This window comes from Microscilla marina ATCC 23134 (assembly GCF_000169175.1).
GTDB lineage: Bacteria > Bacteroidota > Bacteroidia > Cytophagales > Microscillaceae > Microscilla > Microscilla marina.
Window position 1 is genome coordinate 131415 of the sequence record NZ_AAWS01000006.1, and the last position, 19267, is coordinate 150681.

Consider the following 19267-nt stretch of genomic DNA (forward strand, 5'->3'; position numbering starts at 1 on the left):
TACTTCTTAGAATACCTTTTATCAAAACTGAATATTACACTTAGGTAGCCATTTCTTTATTTTTTCTTTTTCAGTTGCTGATATAGGGTTTTTTCTTAAGTTTAAATCTTTCAGATTTTTCAGCTGTCCAATATGCTCAGGTAAACTCTTTAAATTATTATATGAGAGGTTCAGTTGCTTTAATTTTTTGAGTTTTCCAATGCTTTGAGGTAATGTAGTAAGTTTATTAGAACTTAAATCTAACCGGAGTATGCTTTCAAGTTGTCCAATATTTTGAGTTAGTACAGTTAATTTATTATTCCCCAATATTAAAGCTTGCAAGTTTTTGAGTTTTCCAATGCTCTCAGGCACAATAGAGATTTGGTTATATAATAAATTCAATTTTTTCAAGTTTTTAAGTTTCTGAATACTTGTAGGTAAAGTATCCAAGCGATTGACTAATAAATATAATTCTTCCAGGCTTGTAATTTGTGTAATACTTGCAAATGATTTAGGTGTCTGATTAGCAGTTGCTAAATATAATTTTTTCAAGTTTTTGAGTTTTCCAATGCTGTTAGGCAAAGTTACAAGTGGGTTAGCACCTATATTCAATTCTTCTAATTTTTTCAACTGCCCCAAGCTTTCAGGTAAAGTAGAGAGCCTATTTCTTCTTAAATCCAGATATTGTAATTCCTGAAGCTGTCCTATGCTTTCTGGTAACCTATCCAATTTATTACGAACCAACGTCAGGTATTGTAATTCAGGAAGTTGCCCTATATTTTCTGGTAATGTGGTTAGGTTATTACTTGCTAAATATAATTTTTTTAAAGATTTTAACTGACCTAATATAGTCAGCATAGTTTGAAAATAATTTCCTTCTAAATTTAGTTCTTCCAGCTTCTTGAGTTGTCCAAAACTCTTGGGTAACCTGGTTAATTTATTTGAACTTAGACTTAACCAACGTAAGCTTTTAAGTCGTCCAATACTGTTAGGTAAAGTTGTAAGCCGATTTCTCCTTAAATTTAATACTTTCAACTGTTTAAGTTTGCCAATATCATCTAATAAACTAGTCAATGTATTGACTTCTAAAAAAAGCTGCTGCAAGTTTTTAAGTTGCCCTATGCTTGTAGGTAAGGTTGTTAGCTGGTTTGCTCCTAAATCTAGTTTTTTCAAGCTTTTGAGTTGCCCTATGCTTATAGGTAAAATTGTTAGCTGATTTCCTTGTAAATCTAGTTTTTCCAGGCTTTTGAGCTGCCCTATGCTTGTAGGTAATTTGGTAAGATAATTCTCTCTTAGATTTAATATTGTTAGATTTTTGAGTTGTCCAATATTATTAGGCAAAGCTACCAAGCCACTACTTTTTAAGTTTAATACTTTCAAGTTGTGAAGTTGTGAAAAGTTTTCTGGTAAAGTAGTTAGCAGATGGTCGTTCATATGTAATATTCTCAAGCTTTCTGGTAATTGGATATTGGCAGGCAAGATAATTCGTGAACTTCCATTTAAGTTTAATACCTTCAGTTTTTTAAGCTGTGTAATATTTTCAGGTAATTTCTTTAAGCTAAGATTAGATGTTAAGTTCAACTTTTGCAAATTTTTGAGCTGTTCTATATTATCAGGTAATTTCTTTAAGCTAAGATTATCTGTTAAATTCAACTCTTCTAAATTTTGAAGCTTTGTAACACTCGCAGGCAAAGTTGTGAATTTATTACGTGTTAAATTCAACTCTTCTAAATTTTGAAGTTTCGCAAAACTCGCAGGCAAAGTTGTGAGTTGATTATATTCTAAGTTTAATTTTTTTAAATTTTTTAGCTCTCCAATATTTGCAGGCAAAGTTGTGAGTTGATTATGTTCTAAGTTTAATTTATAAACTTGTTCAGGAGTTTTCAGAGCTTCAGTCAAAGACATATAAACTTTATTTTCCTGTGCCTGAATGGTCACTGTAGTCAACAGTAAAAATAGAGTGAAATAGAGTAGTAATTTCATTAGATGTTTAAGATAAAAACTTTGTTAAACAAAAACCCCACAAAATCACTTCTGCAGGGTTATTAAATATCACTTTTAAAAAGCACTAACTAACAAGTTTATAAGTCAGCGCTTTATGAACAAATTCTTTTTTGTAGAACAGAACCTGTGCCACTAAAAACCGATGCCTTCTATCTACTGATTTATAAAACATTAAAGATCAATGTTTTATAAATCGACAAGTTGCTTATAGAACAGCGTCAAACTTGCATCACCGATATACATCGGTATCTAAGGACTTGCCCCCTGTCGGGGCTATAGACTAGTCCTACATATTTCTACGGTACTGCCCACCTACTTCATACAAAGCATCAGACATTTGCCCCAATGAGCAAACCTTAGCGGCTTCCATCAAAGCATCAAACATATTCCCGTTTTCTATGGCAGTTTGCTGCAACTCTTTCAAACGTTGTTTACCAATTTCCTCGTTACGTTGGTGAAACGCATCGCGGGTGGTAATGGCAAACTCTTTTTCTTCGGTAGTAGAACGAATCACTTCATCAGGTACAATGGTAGGCGAACCATTTGGATCAAGGAAAGTGTTTACCCCAATCAATGGCAGTTCACCAGTATGCTTTTTCATTTCATAATGCATAGACTCTTCCTGGATCTTGGCACGTTGGTACATACGCTCCATTGCGCCCAGCACCCCACCACGCTCCGAGATAGACTTAAACTCGGTCAGCACGGCTTGTTCTACCAAGTCAGTGAGTTCCTCAATAATAAATGCTCCTTGCAACGGATTTTCATTTTTGGCAAGTCCCAACTCGTGGTTAATGATCAACTGAATAGCCATTGCTCGACGCACCGATTCTTCAGTAGGGGTAGTAATCGCCTCGTCGTAAGCATTGGTATGCAAAGAGTTACAGTTGTCATAAATGGCATACAATGCCTGAAGGGTCGTACGAATATCGTTGAAACCAATCTCTTGGGCATGCAAAGAACGTCCTGAGGTTTGAATATGATACTTGAGCTTTTGTGAACGCTCGTTTCCACCATACTTGTGCTTGATGGCTTTTGCCCAGATTCTTCGAGCCACTCGCCCAATCACCGAATATTCAGGGTCAATTCCGTTTGAGAAGAAGTAAGAAAAGTTAGGGGCAAAATCATCGATATGCATTCCTCGTGAGAGGTAATATTCTACGAAAGTAAAGCCGTTAGACAAGGTAAGCGCAAGCTGGGTAATGGGGTTGGCGCCTGCCTCGGCAATATGATAACCAGAAATAGACACTGAGTAGAAGTTGCGTATCTTATGGTCAATAAAATACTGCTGAATATCACCCATCATACGCAAGGCAAACTCAGTAGAGAAAATACAAGTATTTTGTGCCTGATCTTCTTTGAGTATATCAGCTTGTACTGTTCCACGTACTTTCGATATAGCACTGGCTTTTATTTGCGCATATACATCAGCGGGCAATACCTGGTCGCCCGAAACCCCCAATAACATCAATCCTAAGCCATCGTTTCCTTCGGGCAAATCACCGTTGTAGCGAGGACGCTCTACACCTTTGTCGGCATAGATTTTCTCAATTTTAGCTTCTACTTCAGCTTCCAGCCCATTTTCTTTAATGTACATTTCACATTGTTGGTCAACGGCAGCGTTCATAAAGAAACCTAACAACATAGGCGCAGGGCCATTGATGGTCATCGACACCGAAGTTTTAGGATTACACAGGTCAAAACCAGAATATAGTTTTTTGGCATCGTCCAAAGTAGCCACACTCACCCCAGAATTACCAATCTTACCATAAATATCAGGACGGTGGTCGGGATTGTTTCCATACAAGGTTACTGAGTCAAACGCAGTAGATAAACGTTTGGCAGGAAGCCCCTTTGATACATAATGGAAGCGTCGGTTGGTACGCTCTGGTCCACCCTCTCCAGCAAACATACGGGTAGGGTCTTCGCCCTGACGCTTGAGAGGAAATACTCCTGCCGAATAAGGGAAAAAACCGGGAGCATTTTCGGTAAGAATCCAACGCAAAATATCGCCCCAATCTTGGTAGCGTGGCAACGATACCTTAGGCACACGAGTACCTGACAAGCTAGTGTGATATAAATCTTGTTCAATGACTCTATCACGTACCTGAAACTGGTATTTGTCAGCTTTATAACGTTTAATGGTGTCTGCCCAGCCTTTGAGCGATGCCTTGCACTCATTGTCTAAGCGAGACTCCAAGTCATTGTACATATCAATGAGGTCTTTCAAATAATCAGGCTCCCCTTGTACATGTTCAATGGCGTGTACAACCTCTTCACTCTCTTCGACAAACTCGATGGTTTTTTTACCAATATTGGCGCGCAATTGATCAATTGTACCTTTGAGCTGGTACATACGGCGAGCAATGTTCGCCTGCTCATCTACAAAACTATCGTACTTGGCAGAGTCTTCACAAATTTCGGCAAGGTAACGAACACGGTCTGGAGGAATGATAAAGATTTTTTCAGACATTGCTTCACTGATAGAGAAGCCTGACTTAAGGTGTTCAGCTCCAGTACGCTCAACAATCTTGTCCATTAATCGGCGGTACAAAGTGTTGGTACCTGGGTCGTTGAACTGAGAAGCAATAGAACCAAAGATGGGTAATTCTTCGTCAGGTGTGTCAAACTCCAGTTTGTTGCGTTTGTATTGCTTACGTACATCACGCAAGGCATCTAACGAACCTCGTTTGTCGAATTTGTTGATAGCAATCATATCAGCAAAGTCTAACATATCTATTTTCTCCAACTGGGTGGCAGCTCCATACTCAGCCGTCATTACATAGAGCGATGCATCAGAGTGGTCTACAATCTCTGTATCAGATTGCCCAATACCCGAAGTTTCCACAATCACTAGGTCAAAGCCTGACGCTTTACAAATATCAATGGCATCTTGTACATGGCGACTCAAGGCAAGGTTAGACTGACGAGTGGCCAAAGAACGCATGTATACCCTGCCATTGCTGATAGAGTTCATTCGGATGCGATCGCCCAATAATGCCCCTCCAGTTTTTCTTTTAGAAGGGTCTACTGATATAACCGCAATGGTTTTATCTTCAAAATCAAGTAAATAACGACGAACCAACTCATCTACCAACGAAGATTTACCAGCACCACCCGTTCCGGTAATACCCAGTACTGGCGCTTGCGAGTTGGCTACTTTTTTACTTAAATCTTTACGAATTGTCTCAAATTCTTCCGGGTAGTTTTCGGCTACTGAAATCAAACGGGCAAGCTCAAGCGGGTTACGTTTGGGCAGGCTGTCAACGAGTTCGTTCAATGAGTGGGTAGGCACCTCTTCTGCCAAAGCCTCTTGTCCATTAATATCTCCAGCAGTTTGCAGCTTTTTCTGGCGGGTTTTATATGTCGAAAAATCTGACGTTTCCAACAAGTGGTTAATCATCCCCTGCAACCCTAGGTCACGCCCGTCGTCAGGCGAGTATATTTTATCAATGCCATACTGGTGAAGTTCTTCTGCCTCAGAGGGCAAAATAGTACCACCACCACCGCCAAATATTTTAATGTTTGCCCCACGCTCTTTGAGCAAGTCATACATATACTTCAAATACTCTACATGTCCTCCCTGGTACGAGGTCATGGCTATAGCCTGGGCATCTTCCTGAATGGCACAGTCTACCACTTCGGCTACGCTACGGTTATGACCAAGGTGAATTACCTCAGCACCAGAAGCCTGAATAATACGTCGCATAATGTTGATAGCAGCATCGTGCCCATCAAACAGAGAAGCGGCTGTTACCACCCGGATGTGGTTTTTGGGTTTATAGGGTTTTATCTTGTCGGTCATAATATCTTCTTTTCTAACTTTTAAGCTACAGGTGTCGAGCAACAAGTCTCAAGTAGTTTATGGATAAGCCTTTTGTAGCTCGCAACTTGATGCTATTACAAATCTACATAATTTTTAAGGTTATTGGAAACACACCATTTTGTCTGCAAATAGTCCGATTTGGTATTTTTTAAAATATGCCAATAAATATTAGGTAGGTACTTAGAGGCAAAAAAGGATACCACGAGTAAAAAGCATAAATAGTGTGTGAAATTTTATTTTGATTGAAACTAAAATTAACCTTAATAAGCAAATAAAAACATAAAAATAACGAATTCAACAAAAATATATAATGTGTGCAATTATTTTTTGCTTCAAAAACATTCACTTTTTATGGTACTCAATTTTCACTGTTTCACTTGTGATGCCCCACGATTTGCAAAGAAAATTTTAGGCAAAAAATAAGTAATCACTTATTTTTTGAGAAGCAAAGTATTCACCTCCTGGTTTTTATAACTGAAGCAGGTCAAACTTGACCTAAGAGCAATTTTATAATCCAAAAGAAAAGCCTGGGCAGGTTCTCTTATCCGCAAAACCAAAGTAAGCACTTCAAGTGTTGGATTAACACCAAATGAACTGTTTTTTATAAGAGTGCCTCTTGTATAAGTCAAAGTAGCTTTGAGCAATACAACTACACAAATTTTCGCTAATTTTAGTCATTTGTTTCCTTCTTTTACCCAGGTTAACAGTCCTGTTTTTATACAATTGGTTTTGTGCCATTTGTGGCATATATTTGATATGTTTGTAAAAACTCCTCCGAGCGCTTCTTTAAAATTAGCCAAAGGCAGAGCAGTTGTTTTATTTTAAGAAACCAATAGGTACTTGTTTACCTACATAATAAAAATTCAAACTATGACTTACGACGTTACAGTAATAGGGTCAGGTCCGGGTGGCTATGTTGCAGCCATCAGAGCTTCTCAATTAGGTTTTAAAACAGCCATTATCGAAAAATCTGCTACCTTAGGGGGCACCTGCCTCAATGTAGGTTGTATTCCCTCAAAAGCATTGCTTGATTCTTCTGAGCATTATTACAACGCTAAAAAATCATTTAAAACCCATGGTATCAAACTCAAAGACCTTGAGGTAGACATGCCACAAATGATTAAAAGAAAAGGTGATGTAGTAGACCAAAATACCAGTGGCATTCGGTTTTTGATGAAGAAAAACAATATTGATGAGTTTCATGGTTGGGGGTCTTTTGTTGATAAAAACACCATTAAAGTAACCAATGACAAGGGTGAAACTCAAGAAGTGAAAACCAAAAAGGTAATTATTGCCACTGGTTCAGAGCCTACTTCTTTGCCTAATATTGACTTTGATGGTGAACGCATCATCTCTTCTACTGAAGCACTTGAAATTACCAAAGTTCCTGAAACAATGGTCATCATAGGGGCTGGGGTAATTGCTACCGAGTTGGGGTCGGTGTATGCGCGCTTGGGCACTAAAGTAACTATGATAGAGTACCTGGATGCGGCTATTCCAAGTATGGATCGCACAATGAGCAAGGAGCTGACCAAGTCGCTTAAAAAAATAGGCATTAAGTTCTTTTTTAGCCACAGAGTAACCAATATTGTAAACAAAGGGGGACACACAGAAGTTACTGCAGTGAACAAAAAAGAAGAAGAAGTAAAGTTTACTGGAGAATACTGCCTGGTGGCAATAGGACGACGCCCTTACACTGAGAAACTAGGGCTTGAAAACATTGGTGTTCAAACCGAGCGGGGACGTATTCCGGTAAACGAACACCTCGAAACCAGCGTGCCAGGGATATACGCCATAGGCGACGTAGTACGTGGGGCTATGTTGGCTCATAAAGCCGAAGAGGAAGGTGTTTTTGTAGCCGAGGCAATGGCAGGACAAAAACCTCACATGAATTATTTGCTTATACCAGGCGTAGTGTATACCTGGCCAGAAGTAGCCAGTGTAGGCTATACCGAAGAGCAACTCAAAGACAACAAACATGAATATAAAGTAGGTACATTTCCTTACCGTGCACTGGGACGCTCGCGGGCTAGTATGGACATAGAGGGTTTGGTAAAGATATTGGCCGATAAAACAACCGATGAAATATTAGGGGTACACATCATAGGGGCACGTGCTGCCGATATGATTATGGAAGGGGTAGTAGCAATGGAGTTTAAAGCATCTGCTGAAGACATTGCCCGCATATCTCACCCACACCCTACTTATACTGAAGCTTTTAAAGAAGCTTGCCTTGCCGCAACAGAAAATCGCCCTATACACATGTAAGGGGTATTTTTGTGGTAAATCTCAAAAAGTAGAGGGGTTCTATACCTCTTCTACTTTTTGAAATTAAATAAAAGCTATTTTTTTGCAAATTTAATATTATTTATTACATTGGTCTAGTTTTGAAGCTTTTGCTTTTTTTTTAACAGACCACCAAAAAAGGCATGACATTAACAAAACATTTTTTCTTTCAAAAAACGAAAAATATCAGGGATGGCTAAGCTAAAAAATATTATTAAGCAACTCTCTAATGATGATTACGAACAGATATACAAATCATTAGCAGATAGTAATGCTGAGAAATCTGCTGACCTGCTAAGATACATGCACCAGGAGCAGTTATCTGATGCGAAGGTAATGGAAAAGCTTAAAGTAAACACCAATGCCTATTATACTTTACGCTCCAGGCTCAATCAAAAAATTGAGGAACATCTCCTTGCCCAAATAGAAAGCCCACGTACCGATCTCTTACGAAAAGTTGCTAATATCAATGAAATTGTGTTTACCAAAAAACGCACGATTGCTATTACAACTCTCAAAACTCTGGAAAAACAATTATTGGATTACGACTTATCCAACGAATTAATGATTGTTTATAAAACACTCAAAAAATTACACGCTACTTCTCCAGAGCACTTTACCTATTCTCAGCTGTACAACAAGCACGTTGCTTATACACTGGCGGTAGATGAGGTAGAAAGTTTATTGTCTGACTACTTTAAAAAATATGGCATATACAGCTTCTCAGACGATGATACTGACAAAATGAAGCTTTCGCTATTGATGAAAGAGGTACATAATAAGTGTAAAATGCACGCTTCCGATCACTCACATCGCTTGTATATTTACCAAAGTTGTGTAAATATTTTTCATCGCCTGTTTGTAGAGCCCGATGACGAAACTTTTGAGGAGGACAATTTAGAACCTATTGAAGATATTTTCAATAAGGTAGATAGTATCTTCTCAGACTATGAAAAAGATACCATTTATTTTCACCTCAATATTGTATTTCAACTGTTGCGTCTGGAGTATTATAATCACTATAAACTTTATCGTAAGGCTGAGAAATACTTTGAGGATGTAAACGATTCTATTGGCAGTTTACTTTCTTGCTACAACCTATACACCTTCCCTTCACGCTTTTTATTTACCAAGCTTGAGCGCCACAACCGTTTGGGTACTCAACACGACATGTACGAAGAAAACAAGGGGTTGTTTCTGGAGTTTGAACCTGACCGTCAAAACATTCCACAATATGTTACTTATGTAGCTTACCGGGCTTTGTGTTGTTTTTACGCAGAAAAATACGAGGAAGCAGTGCGCTGGATCAACAATTTGCTCAACGATATTAGCCTTAAAAAATACCCGTACGTACACCTTGAAATTAAGCTTTTGCTGGCAATACAATACTGTATACTCAAAGATAGCGACTTATTCTCGCAGCTTATGAACAGTATACAGCGTCAGATTCGTTTATTGGGTAAAGAGACCTGTATTCACGTGGTATTATTTTCTAAGATTCTGAAAACTGCCAACCAAACCAATCGTGCTGATCGGGAGACCAAAATCAGAGGGTTTATGGATAAGCTCAAAAAGACTTACTGGACTGGCTTTTGTCTGACCAAGTATATAAAGTTAGATGATGACTTTATCAAAAGAGTACTTTAATACCTAATATCACCTTGTAAACAACTTTTATTTAAACAACAAAACGCATAAGATCCTTGATCTTATGCGTTTTTTATGTCTTAGTCTTAGTGTGTATCAAAAAGCCTTATTACAGTTTCATTGCATTTAGGTTGTCTTTGGTCAACGGCTTGTTTACATACGCCTTTACGTACTCGTATCTTTTAGAACGTTTGATGTCTTTTGAGTTGATAGAAGAGGTAAGCATTACAATTTTACAATGTTGTTTGATACGATCGGGCAAACGTTCAAACTCGTCCAAAAATTGAAAACCATCCATTAATGGCATATCTATATCCAAGAAGATAACATCAGGCAAAAAGCTGTTATTGCCCATTTTAGAGGCTATTTTTTCTGCATTTCTTAAAAACTCTATGGCACTTTTTCCACCAGTATGAGTATAAATGTTGTCAGTAATACTGGAAGATTCGATAATTTTCTGATTAATAAGATTATCGATCTCATTATCATCTATTAACATTACCGCATTATATGTAACTTGTGAGTTTGTCATAGTTTTTGATTTTCTACCAAGTGATTTGATTGATGATACAACATGACCATTTGTAAGTATAGTTCTTATCAATTATTAAATAGACCTCTAAGTAGTTATTTTTTCATCTACACTTAATAAATGTTAATCATAGTATTTGAACTAAAAATAAAAAACATTTTATAATTAATCAATAATCCGCGAAAATGATCGGTTTATAAAAGGTAGTTTTTAAGTTAACTTTTCCAAAATACAAATTCTAGTAACTATTTCTTATGTTTTCAGTAATATTTAATTGTTTTCAGAAAAATAAGTTTGAGGCAAGTGGTGTTTTGTATAAAGCAAAAAAAACAAGGTGAGAATTTTATGATAAATTCCCACCTTGTTAAAACGAATATCTATGAGTTGAAGTTGACTAATTTAAACGATTATTTCAGTCAACATCAAACTTAATTCCTTGTGCCAAAGGTAGTTCCTGACTATAATTAATAGTATTGGTCTGACGACGCATGTATACTTTCCAAGAATCAGAACCAGACTCACGTCCACCCCCGGTTTCTTTTTCTCCGCCAAAAGCTCCGCCGATTTCAGCACCTGAAGTACCTATATTTACGTTGGCAATACCACAATCAGAGCCACGGAAAGAAAGGAATGTCTCGGTTTCCTGTACATTGTCAGAGAAGATAGCCGAAGATAACCCTTGTTTTACATCATTCTGAATATCAATGGCGTTCATTACATCACCACTGTATTTGATCAAATACAAGATAGGGGCAAAGGTTTCTTCCTGTACCATCTGGTAGCTGTTTTCAGCTTCTACAATGGCAGGTTGTACATAGTTGCCACCCTCTAAGCCATTCAAGCTTAACACGTCGCCACCAGTAAGCAGTTTACCACCTTCTTTTTGTACACTTTCCAATGCATTGGTAAAACCTTGTACAGCCTCTTGATCAATCAATGGTCCAACCAATGTGTCAGCCTTCAATGGATTACCAATAGATAACCCTCCATAAGCTTTCACCAAACGGTCTTTTACATTGTCATAAATAGAGTCATGAATGATCAAACGACGGGTAGTGGTACAACGTTGTCCACAAGTACCTACTGCGCCAAACAAGGTAGCTCTCATAGCCATTTCGATATTGGCGTTTGCGGTCATAATGATGGCATTGTTTCCGCCTAACTCCAGCAAACTTTTACCCAAACGACCAGCCACCGTTTGTGCTACGCTTTTACCCATGCGAGTAGAACCAGTAGCCGATACCAAAGGAACACGCTTATCTTCTGCCATCCACTTGCCTAGCTCAGCGTCTCCATTGATAAAACTAAAAATACCTTCAGGCAAGTTGTTTTCTTTCAATACCTGTGCAGCAATGTGTTGACAAGCAATGGCACACAAAGGCGTTTTTTCAGAAGGCTTCCACACACAAACATCGCCACAAATAGCCGCCAACATTGCGTTCCAAGACCATACTGCTACCGGGAAGTTAAAAGCCGATATGATTCCAATGATACCTAAGGGTTGGTATTTTTCAAGCATTTGGTGCTCAGGGCGCTCAGAAACAATGGTTTTTCCGTACAGTTGACGAGACTGACCTACGGCAAAATCGCAGATGTCAATCATTTCTTGTACTTCGCCCAAACCTTCTTGGTAAATTTTACCCATTTCGAGGGTAACTAATTTGCCTAAAGGCTCTTTATATTCTCTTAATTTATTTCCAATCTGACGAACAATTTCACCACGTTTTGGGGCAGGCACTTGTCGCCATTCTACAAAAGCTTTTTGAGCGGCACCAATTACCTTGTCATACTCTTCACGAGTAGCATATTGCACTGTTGCCAAGTATTGCCCATCTATAGGCGAGTGAATAGCTTTTTGAGTACCACCTTGTACCGAACCATATTCTTGTCCCGTTCCATAAGAAGGGTTCATGTCCTTGATTCCAAGTGTACTTAATATTTGTTGAATTTCTTCAGTGGTTTTTGTTGTAGCTTCCATATATCAACCTAGTGATTAATGATAAATTTGAGCAAAGTTACGCCAATTTTAAGGCAATAAAAAAGGGTATTTATAGATTTTACCCAAAATACCCTTTTTATTGTTCAAAAAATTTATTGGTATGTTTAGTGATCTTTTATAAATAATTTGAGCCATTAAAGTGTATCTATTGCCCTCATTCTTCTCAAAAAAAAAGCCTCATAGCTTTGGCTATGCACCGTTTTTTTTGAATCGTCTGAGAACAATATATTTTCTTAAATTGGCACATCTTATTTTTTCCAGATCACTTACCAGCCTATAGCATAGTAAGCTTTTTCGCCATTGGGGTACATTCCTTCTATCGCTATTACCCTTTTACGTTTTTTAATCAAACGCTCAATATCTTTGGGAGAATTGACTGACTCTTCACCAAAGTAAGTGATAATGAATCCTTTACGAATGCCTGACTCTTTCAGTTTCCCCTTACCAGCATCAATTACCTTTACTCCATGATCAATCTTGAGTTTGGTTTTTTCACTGAGACTTATTCCTTCAAACACCGCACCCAGTATTTTTTCAGTAGCTATTTTGCGTGGAGTACGCATAATTTTAAAGTTTCCCTGGCGGTTACGTAGTGTAGCCATTGTGCTTAATACCCGCTCGCCACGTGCATAAGTCACCTTTACCTGATCGCCAGGACGTCGAGTAGCAATCAGCGACTGAAGGTCAGCCATATTGCGTACTTGCTGGTCATCTATTTTAATAATGACATCTCCTATTTTTAGCCCGGCGCTGCGCGCAGCACCTGACTTAGTCAAGGTGGCAATGTACACCCCACTTACTACACTCAAATCTTTATTGCTGGCAAAGTTAGCATCTACATTTTGGATAGAAACCCCCAATAACGCCCGTTGGGTTTGTCCATACTTCATGAGGTCATCCAGCACCTTTTTCACAATATTTACCGGTATAGCGAATGAATAGCCTGAATAAGAGCCTGTGCGAGTCGCAATGGCAGTATTAATGCCTACCAACTCACCCTTGAGGTTTACCAGCGCACCACCGCTGTTTCCAGGGTTTACAGCTGCATCGGTTTGAATAAACGACTCTATGGCATACTGTCCACTTAGTATGTTGATGTTTCTGCCTTTGGCACTTACAATACCCGCAGTTACAGTAGAGGTCAAGTCAAAAGGGTTACCTACTGCCAATACCCATTCACCAATATGGGTTTTATCAGAGTTGCCATACTTTACAAAAGGCAAATTCTTTTCTTGTATCTTAAGCAAGGCGAGGTCGGTGGTGGGGTCTTTGCCAACAAGTTTGGCTTTATAGCTTCGCTTATCATTTAAAACTACATCTATTTGCCCAGCATTTTCTATTACATGATAATTAGTGGCAACATAGCCATTGTCAGTAATAATGACACCAGAGCCAGAAGACTGACGGGGGCGACGTTGACGACGGCGATAATTGTCTTCTCCGTGGAACTGCCTGAACATATCTTCTAAAGGGTCTGAAGAAGAAGAGGAGTATTTACCCTTGCCAGCATAGGTAGTTTTAATATGCACTACGGCAGACTTTACAGCGTTGGCCGCAATTACAAAATTCAAACCTTTGGGTACTTTAATGGTAGAGTCTTTAAGAAAATTAGCCAGTTGGATATTCTGACGATCCTGAATTGAACGAATGGTTTGCTTGGGTTGTAAGTATTGGTTGAGTTTTACAGCTACAAAGCCCCCTAGTATTGATGCCAACAACAGGCTTATTAAATAACTTTTTTTGTTCATAGTGTATCAAGTGTTAAACTGTATATCAGTAAGCATCAACAAGGCATTAGACGTAATGTATGACTCACTAACGTACTAAAAATAATAAATAATTTTAACTAATTGGTCATTCTTCTCATAAAAAACCTCCATCAGGCTTGTTTTTACATCATTCATTGCTCTGCAATTCCAGGCTCTTGTCAAGCAAAGCTTTTAGAGGCAAGCAACCTTTTGTGCCTTTACTTTGTTCACTTTAAAAAAATATTCAATTTTTTTTCCTACGTTAAACACCCCAAAAACCTTCATTAAATACCTGAGGACACCTTTTTATCAAAAGGATAAAAGTCAGACAGAATATTTTTTTATTTTTTTTCTCTAAAAACTTGCTTAATTATTCAAATCGTCCTTATCTTTGCAACGCATTTTTACTGAATGACACTCCTCCTTAGCTCAGTTGGTTAGAGCATCTGACTGTTAATCAGAGGGTCGTTGGTTCGAGTCCAACAGGAGGAGCGATATTTAGTGTTCATAGTGTTAAAGAATATTGTTGGTTAAAGGTAAAACTAAATTAGTTTTACCTTTTTTTATTCAATGTAGCATTTTATCAATAATACTCCTCCTTAGCTCAGTTGGTTAGAGCATCTGACTGTTAATCAGAGGGTCGTTGGTTCGAGTCCAACAGGAGGAGCAATACTTTCTTATCAAATTGCCTAAATAACCTTTAGTCAAAAATACCTAACTTTACTTTTTATTGTGATACCCTCCCATCTGAAAAGGTGTTTTAACTCAATAATTTTATACTTATAAAATTCTCACCCACTTTCCGCACGTGTATTTTAAAAATCAATAATTAACAAGTGCTTGAAGATCAGTAACTTATCAGTGTATTTTGCTTTAGGGAAAATACCTTATATCATTTAAAATCTCTTTTTGTTGCTAAGTGTAAAAACCCCTTAGAATATAATTCTTATTTTAATGTTTTTATGAATTTTTATATTGAGAAATACCTGTTTAAGTCTTGAAAATTCTGAAGTATACGTGCGAAAAGTCGGTTCTCAGTTAAACCTAGTACCTTAAACACTAAATACCTAACCCATTAAATTCGAACATACCCGAATCAAGTTCGGGATTTAGAAACTCGGCACAGTAGAACTGTAGCCTCGGTTCTTTGGCGACTTTTGCCCCCTGACTTTACTTTAAAAAACTTGCGTAGCTAAGGTTCCGATATGCATCGAAATTCAGAAAGCGAACTCTGCGCGATTTTTAAAGTTCGTCAGAAAACAAAACTCATCCCAAATAGTAGTGCATTTACTTAATGCTTAACGCCCTGGATTACTTCATTTTAGGACGTACCGTTTTTTTCTTGGCAGCCTTTTCTTCTTCACTCAAAGGCGACTCTTCTTTTTTAATTCTTTTGTAAACAAATAATTGCCACTTTTCCTCTTCCACCATGTTTTTATCCATTTCGGCGCGAGCCAATGTAAAAAACAGGTCAGATAAACGATTGATATAAGCAGGAATGGCTTCGTGTACTTCATCTTCTTTCATAAGGCTTACTAGGTGTCGCTCACCACGACGCATCTGCGTGCGTACCACATGGCACAAAGCAGACACTTCATTGCCTCCTGGCAACAAAAAATAATCAGAGGCAGTCCTTAAATTATTTTCTAACTGATCAATCCATTGCTCACAAAAATCTGCCCCATCGGTAGGCATGGGGTTTGTATTTACTTTTTTAACATCAGAGGGACGCGCCAAATGCGACATCATATCCATCATATCTTTCTGAATTTTTCGCAAGTTGGTTTGCCACTCATGGCTAATATCTAATTTAGCCCTTAACAAACCAATGGTAGAGTTTACTTCATCAAGTGTACCATAACATTCTACTCGAATATCATCTTTGAATACTCGCTTGCCACCGTATAAACCCGTTTTTCCGGCATCTCCTTTCTTAGTATATATTTTCATTGTTTTTTGTTTGAGGGCGGATAAGAGCTAAGCCTAAAGCAACCAGCACAATACAACATCTAGTAAGTGTTTGGGTCTCCTTTTGAATGGAGCGTACTATTCAGATGATGGACTTGTAGAATTGACCTGTTAGTCTTGATCCAGCCCTGGTTCGCGAAAGCTTTATCAAATTGACAAATAAAGTAAAGTATCCTGGCTTGTGGAGTTTTTCCAGTTACAGTTGCGCGTCAGCTCATGATTTTCACACGATTCCTTATTACTTTATTTGCATAGCGTAAGAGTTTGGTTTTAAACCAAGCCCCCATCTTGACTTTTAATAATAGATGATAAACACCTTGCTTCCTGCAGAATAGCCTGAGAACTCATCTTTACTTTTAATAATGAAATGTAAACCATTCAAAAAATCAGGGTGAGTTCTAGCAAAAAGCAAGGTTATTATTTTCGTTTGTATCAAAAACCAAAATGAGTTTACACTCTAAACTATGGCAATAAAGATAACGCAAGAAGGGATGTTTTCAAAGCAAATATTTACAATGAGGCATAGCTTAGTAAACTACCCAAATAATCTCCTTCATAAAAAAACACCTCTCTTTTAAAAAACGCTACAAACTTTCCAGTTCTTGCTGGAAACCACCAGATAAAATAGGAAAGCGAAACCAACTACGAGGGTCTATGCTGTAATCGTCTAAGTGAAAAGAAGGAGCAAACCGTTCTCGTTTCCATTGGTTACGACTCCATAAGCGAAAAAACTTACGAATATGTTCTTTCAAGAGTTCTATATCTGCTACTTCTGATTGCAGTTGTTCAAATATTTGCTTGGGTGAAAGGCGCTCATATAATGTAAGGCGCTCTATAGCCTGCAATACTTCGTAAGGCATCAGGTCTTTCTCATCAGTTTGTTGTTGAGTACTGTCATCGTCTTTGGGGCGAAGCTCAGCAGTAGGCTGCAAAGCATTGACATGCCTTAGTTCTTTTTGTCCCAGTGAGGTTTCTGCCCATTTGAGCCATTCACGGATAAAGTGTTTATCTACTCCTGCAATAGGTGATATACCGCCCGATGTATCGCCATCCATAGTAGTGTAGCCTACACTGCCCTCGCTACGATTAGAAGTAGCAATCAACAAAGCTCCTTTGATGTTAGCAAGCATCCAAATAATAGGAGAACGAGCTCTTGCCTGAATATTTTGTAAAGCAATATCGTGTTTATGCCAGCTCAGCGATTGGTTAATAATATATTCTATTTTTTTAGAGTAACTGGTCACATCCTCTTTGATGCTCCAGTGATGAAAGGTAGCACCCAAATCTTGAGCAAGCAATTTGGCAGAGTTGAGGGTTTGATAGCTCGAATTGTCAGAAGATTGATATACACATGTAAGCAAGTGTTTGACGATGTGCCTAAGAGGTGGGTCTTCTTCACGCAAAGCATCTTTCATTTGTTCTTCGTCAAAGGCAACTCCTGATTTTTCAAGAAATGCCTCCCAGCCCAATTCTGCTACTCCTCGCTTTACCATTTCGGCAACCATTACAGCGCAAGTAGATGAATCGGCTCCACCTGATAATGAGAGAATATAACCTTTGCTGCGGCTTTTGCGCATATAGTCAAACAAAGCAAGTGAAAGTACCTGTACAAACTCCTGATTTTTGTTAAACTGAGCAGCTTCCAGGGTAGCATCAGAGTTCTCAGGGTTTTTAAAATCTACCTGGGTGGTTAATAGGTCAACGTTTTTAAAAGAAAACAACTGATTACGCCCAATTACCTGATTGCCCTGAGTAACAAATACTTGCCCATCGTAGATCATCTTACCAGCTTCATTACCTAACAAGTTGCAATACAAATACGCAGGAGCATTGGCTTCCAACATCAGCTTTTCACGATTTTTGGCTTTGGCAAAAGCAAAATGACTGGCACTGGGGTTGAGTATCAGATTTACTTTACGTTTATTGAGTTGGTGCGCTGGACGCTTTTGGCCGCTCCAGGCATCTTCACATATTTCAAGACCAATTTTAATATTTTTGGCAATGTAAATAATATCTCCAAAAGGGTACTTTTTCGTTCCTACCTTTAGCATCTCCAGCCTGCCTGCTTTCCAGGCTTTAAACCAGCGTGGTTCATAATGTACCCCATCATTGGCAAGGTTTTGCTTGGCTGAGAAACCCAGAATTTCTTGGTTATGCATTAGACATACACAGTCGTACAAGTCATTATCAAACTTTACTGGCAAGCCTACTGCTACTACAATATTGGTGCACCACTGGGCGATTTCATTCAGTTGCCCAAGTGCCTTGTCTGCCACCCAATCGCTCAAAAACATATCTTCACATCCATACCCTGTAATGCACAGTTCAGGCAAACACAATACATCTACTGATGCATCCTTAGCCTGTTCTATAGCATTTTGTATATTTTTTAGGTTGTTTTCCCAATCCAACGGAGTTTGATTGAGTGCTGCACCGCCAATTTTAAGCCTTGTCATAATTGTTGTTTGTTTGAATACCTAAATTAGAAGGTTTCAAAAAACTTTCCAATTTTTGATTGCTTGGTTCTATAGATAAAAAACCGTTCGGAAAATCAACTTCCAAACGGTTATATTTTGCTTCAAAAGTACCTGCTCACTAATTGGCCGTAGTACCTGTAGAAGGTGTTGTGGTATCTTTATTGGTTTCGTTGTCTTGCTTTTTATCTTCAGCATCTTTAAAAAACCTACGCTGCATGACCAAAATAACTGCTACCCCCAGAAAGATAGCTGAATCGGCAATGTTGAAAATAGGCCAAAGCGCATAATATTGTCCTCCCAACCATTGAGGCAAATGCCCTTCCCAAATGTCAAGGTAGATCATGTCTATCACTTGCCCATGAAACCAAGGAGTAGGAGAACCGGCAGGAGCATTATTTAAAAACACTCCATAAAAAGTACTATCTACCACATTGCCCACCGCTCCGGCAAGTATAAGTGCTACACACCATACAAGCCCAGTATGCGCTTTGCGTTTGACAAGCAACGACATGTAGTAAGCAATGCCTACTGTAGCAAGCAAGCGAAACAGGGTAAGGATGAGCTTGCCATATACAGAACCTAGTTTAAGGCCAAACGCCATTCCAGGGTTGAGTACATAGTGAATTTTGAGCCAGCTTCCCAATACCTTAATTTCCCCAGCCAATCCTGGATCCATATTATAATGTACCAACAATTTTACTGCTTGATCGAGCAAGATTACGACAAAACTTAATAGAAAGTATTTATATAATTTATGTGTCTTTTTCATTCGCTTCAGAGATTCTTAAATGACATGGTAGT

The 19267-nt window shown here is 38.4% G+C and carries 10 protein-coding genes, 2 tRNA genes and 1 riboswitch; of the genes, 4 read left to right on the top strand and 8 right to left on the bottom strand.

Annotation, left to right across the window (positions count from 1 at the left end; translation table 11 throughout):
- Positions 1–21: 21 nt before the first annotated feature.
- Complete coding sequence (locus M23134_RS06675; RefSeq protein ID WP_002694773.1) at positions 22–1962, bottom strand: leucine-rich repeat domain-containing protein; 1941 nt, start codon at positions 1960–1962, stop codon at positions 22–24.
- Positions 1963–2269: 307 nt separating this feature from the next.
- Positions 2270–5788: a methylmalonyl-CoA mutase family protein gene (locus M23134_RS06680; protein ID WP_045113136.1), complete on the bottom strand. Its 3519-nt coding sequence runs from the start codon at positions 5786–5788 to the stop codon at positions 2270–2272.
- An 891-nt stretch (positions 5789–6679) separates the two neighbouring features.
- On the opposite strand from M23134_RS06680, the gene lpdA reads away from it, so the two are divergent.
- Together lpdA and M23134_RS06690 are read left to right on the top strand one after the other, a co-directional pair.
- Positions 6680–8077, top strand: a complete 1398-nt coding sequence (lpdA, locus tag M23134_RS06685; RefSeq protein ID WP_002694782.1) for a dihydrolipoyl dehydrogenase — start codon at positions 6680–6682, stop codon at positions 8075–8077.
- Positions 8078–8287: 210 nt separating this feature from the next.
- Complete coding sequence (locus tag M23134_RS06690) at positions 8288–9742, top strand: hypothetical protein (RefSeq protein ID WP_002694783.1); 1455 nt, start codon at positions 8288–8290, stop codon at positions 9740–9742.
- Positions 9743–9851: 109 nt separating this feature from the next.
- Here the strand turns inward: M23134_RS06690 and M23134_RS06695 are convergent, their stop codons facing one another.
- The 3 genes from M23134_RS06695 to M23134_RS06705 all read right to left on the bottom strand — a co-directional run bounded on the left by M23134_RS06695 (position 9852) and on the right by M23134_RS06705 (position 14021).
- The gene (locus M23134_RS06695) at positions 9852–10274 is read right to left on the bottom strand and encodes a response regulator (RefSeq protein ID WP_045113137.1); all 423 of its coding nucleotides are present in this window, start codon (positions 10272–10274) and stop codon (positions 9852–9854) included.
- A 412-nt stretch (positions 10275–10686) separates the two neighbouring features.
- On the bottom strand, positions 10687–12252 hold the full coding sequence (gene amaB, locus M23134_RS06700; protein WP_002694788.1) for an L-piperidine-6-carboxylate dehydrogenase: 1566 nt from the start codon (positions 12250–12252) through the stop codon (positions 10687–10689).
- Positions 12253–12539: 287 nt separating this feature from the next.
- Positions 12540–14021: a Do family serine endopeptidase gene (locus M23134_RS06705; RefSeq protein ID WP_002694791.1), complete on the bottom strand. Its 1482-nt coding sequence runs from the start codon at positions 14019–14021 to the stop codon at positions 12540–12542.
- Positions 14022–14439: 418 nt separating this feature from the next.
- On the opposite strand from M23134_RS06705, the gene M23134_RS06710 reads away from it, so the two are divergent.
- A tRNA-Asn gene (locus M23134_RS06710) sits at positions 14440–14513 on the top strand.
- 101 nt (positions 14514–14614) lie between these two features.
- Positions 14615–14688, top strand: a tRNA-Asn gene (locus M23134_RS06715).
- A 644-nt stretch (positions 14689–15332) separates the two neighbouring features.
- On the opposite strand, the gene M23134_RS06720 is transcribed toward M23134_RS06715, so the two are convergent.
- The 3 genes from M23134_RS06720 to M23134_RS06730 form a co-directional block, all read right to left on the bottom strand.
- On the bottom strand, positions 15333–15971 hold the full coding sequence (locus tag M23134_RS06720; protein WP_002694792.1) for a cob(I)yrinic acid a,c-diamide adenosyltransferase: 639 nt from the start codon (positions 15969–15971) through the stop codon (positions 15333–15335).
- A 165-nt stretch (positions 15972–16136) separates the two neighbouring features.
- A riboswitch (cobalamin riboswitch) is annotated at positions 16137–16289 on the bottom strand.
- 284 nt (positions 16290–16573) lie between these two features.
- Positions 16574–18445, bottom strand: a complete 1872-nt coding sequence (gene nadE, locus M23134_RS06725) for an NAD(+) synthase (protein ID WP_002694794.1) — start codon at positions 18443–18445, stop codon at positions 16574–16576.
- 139 nt (positions 18446–18584) lie between these two features.
- A complete protein-coding gene (locus M23134_RS06730) occupies positions 18585–19235 on the bottom strand; it encodes a lipoprotein signal peptidase (protein WP_002694796.1) in 651 nt (216 codons plus the stop codon).
- Between the last annotated feature and the right edge of the window lie 32 nt (positions 19236–19267).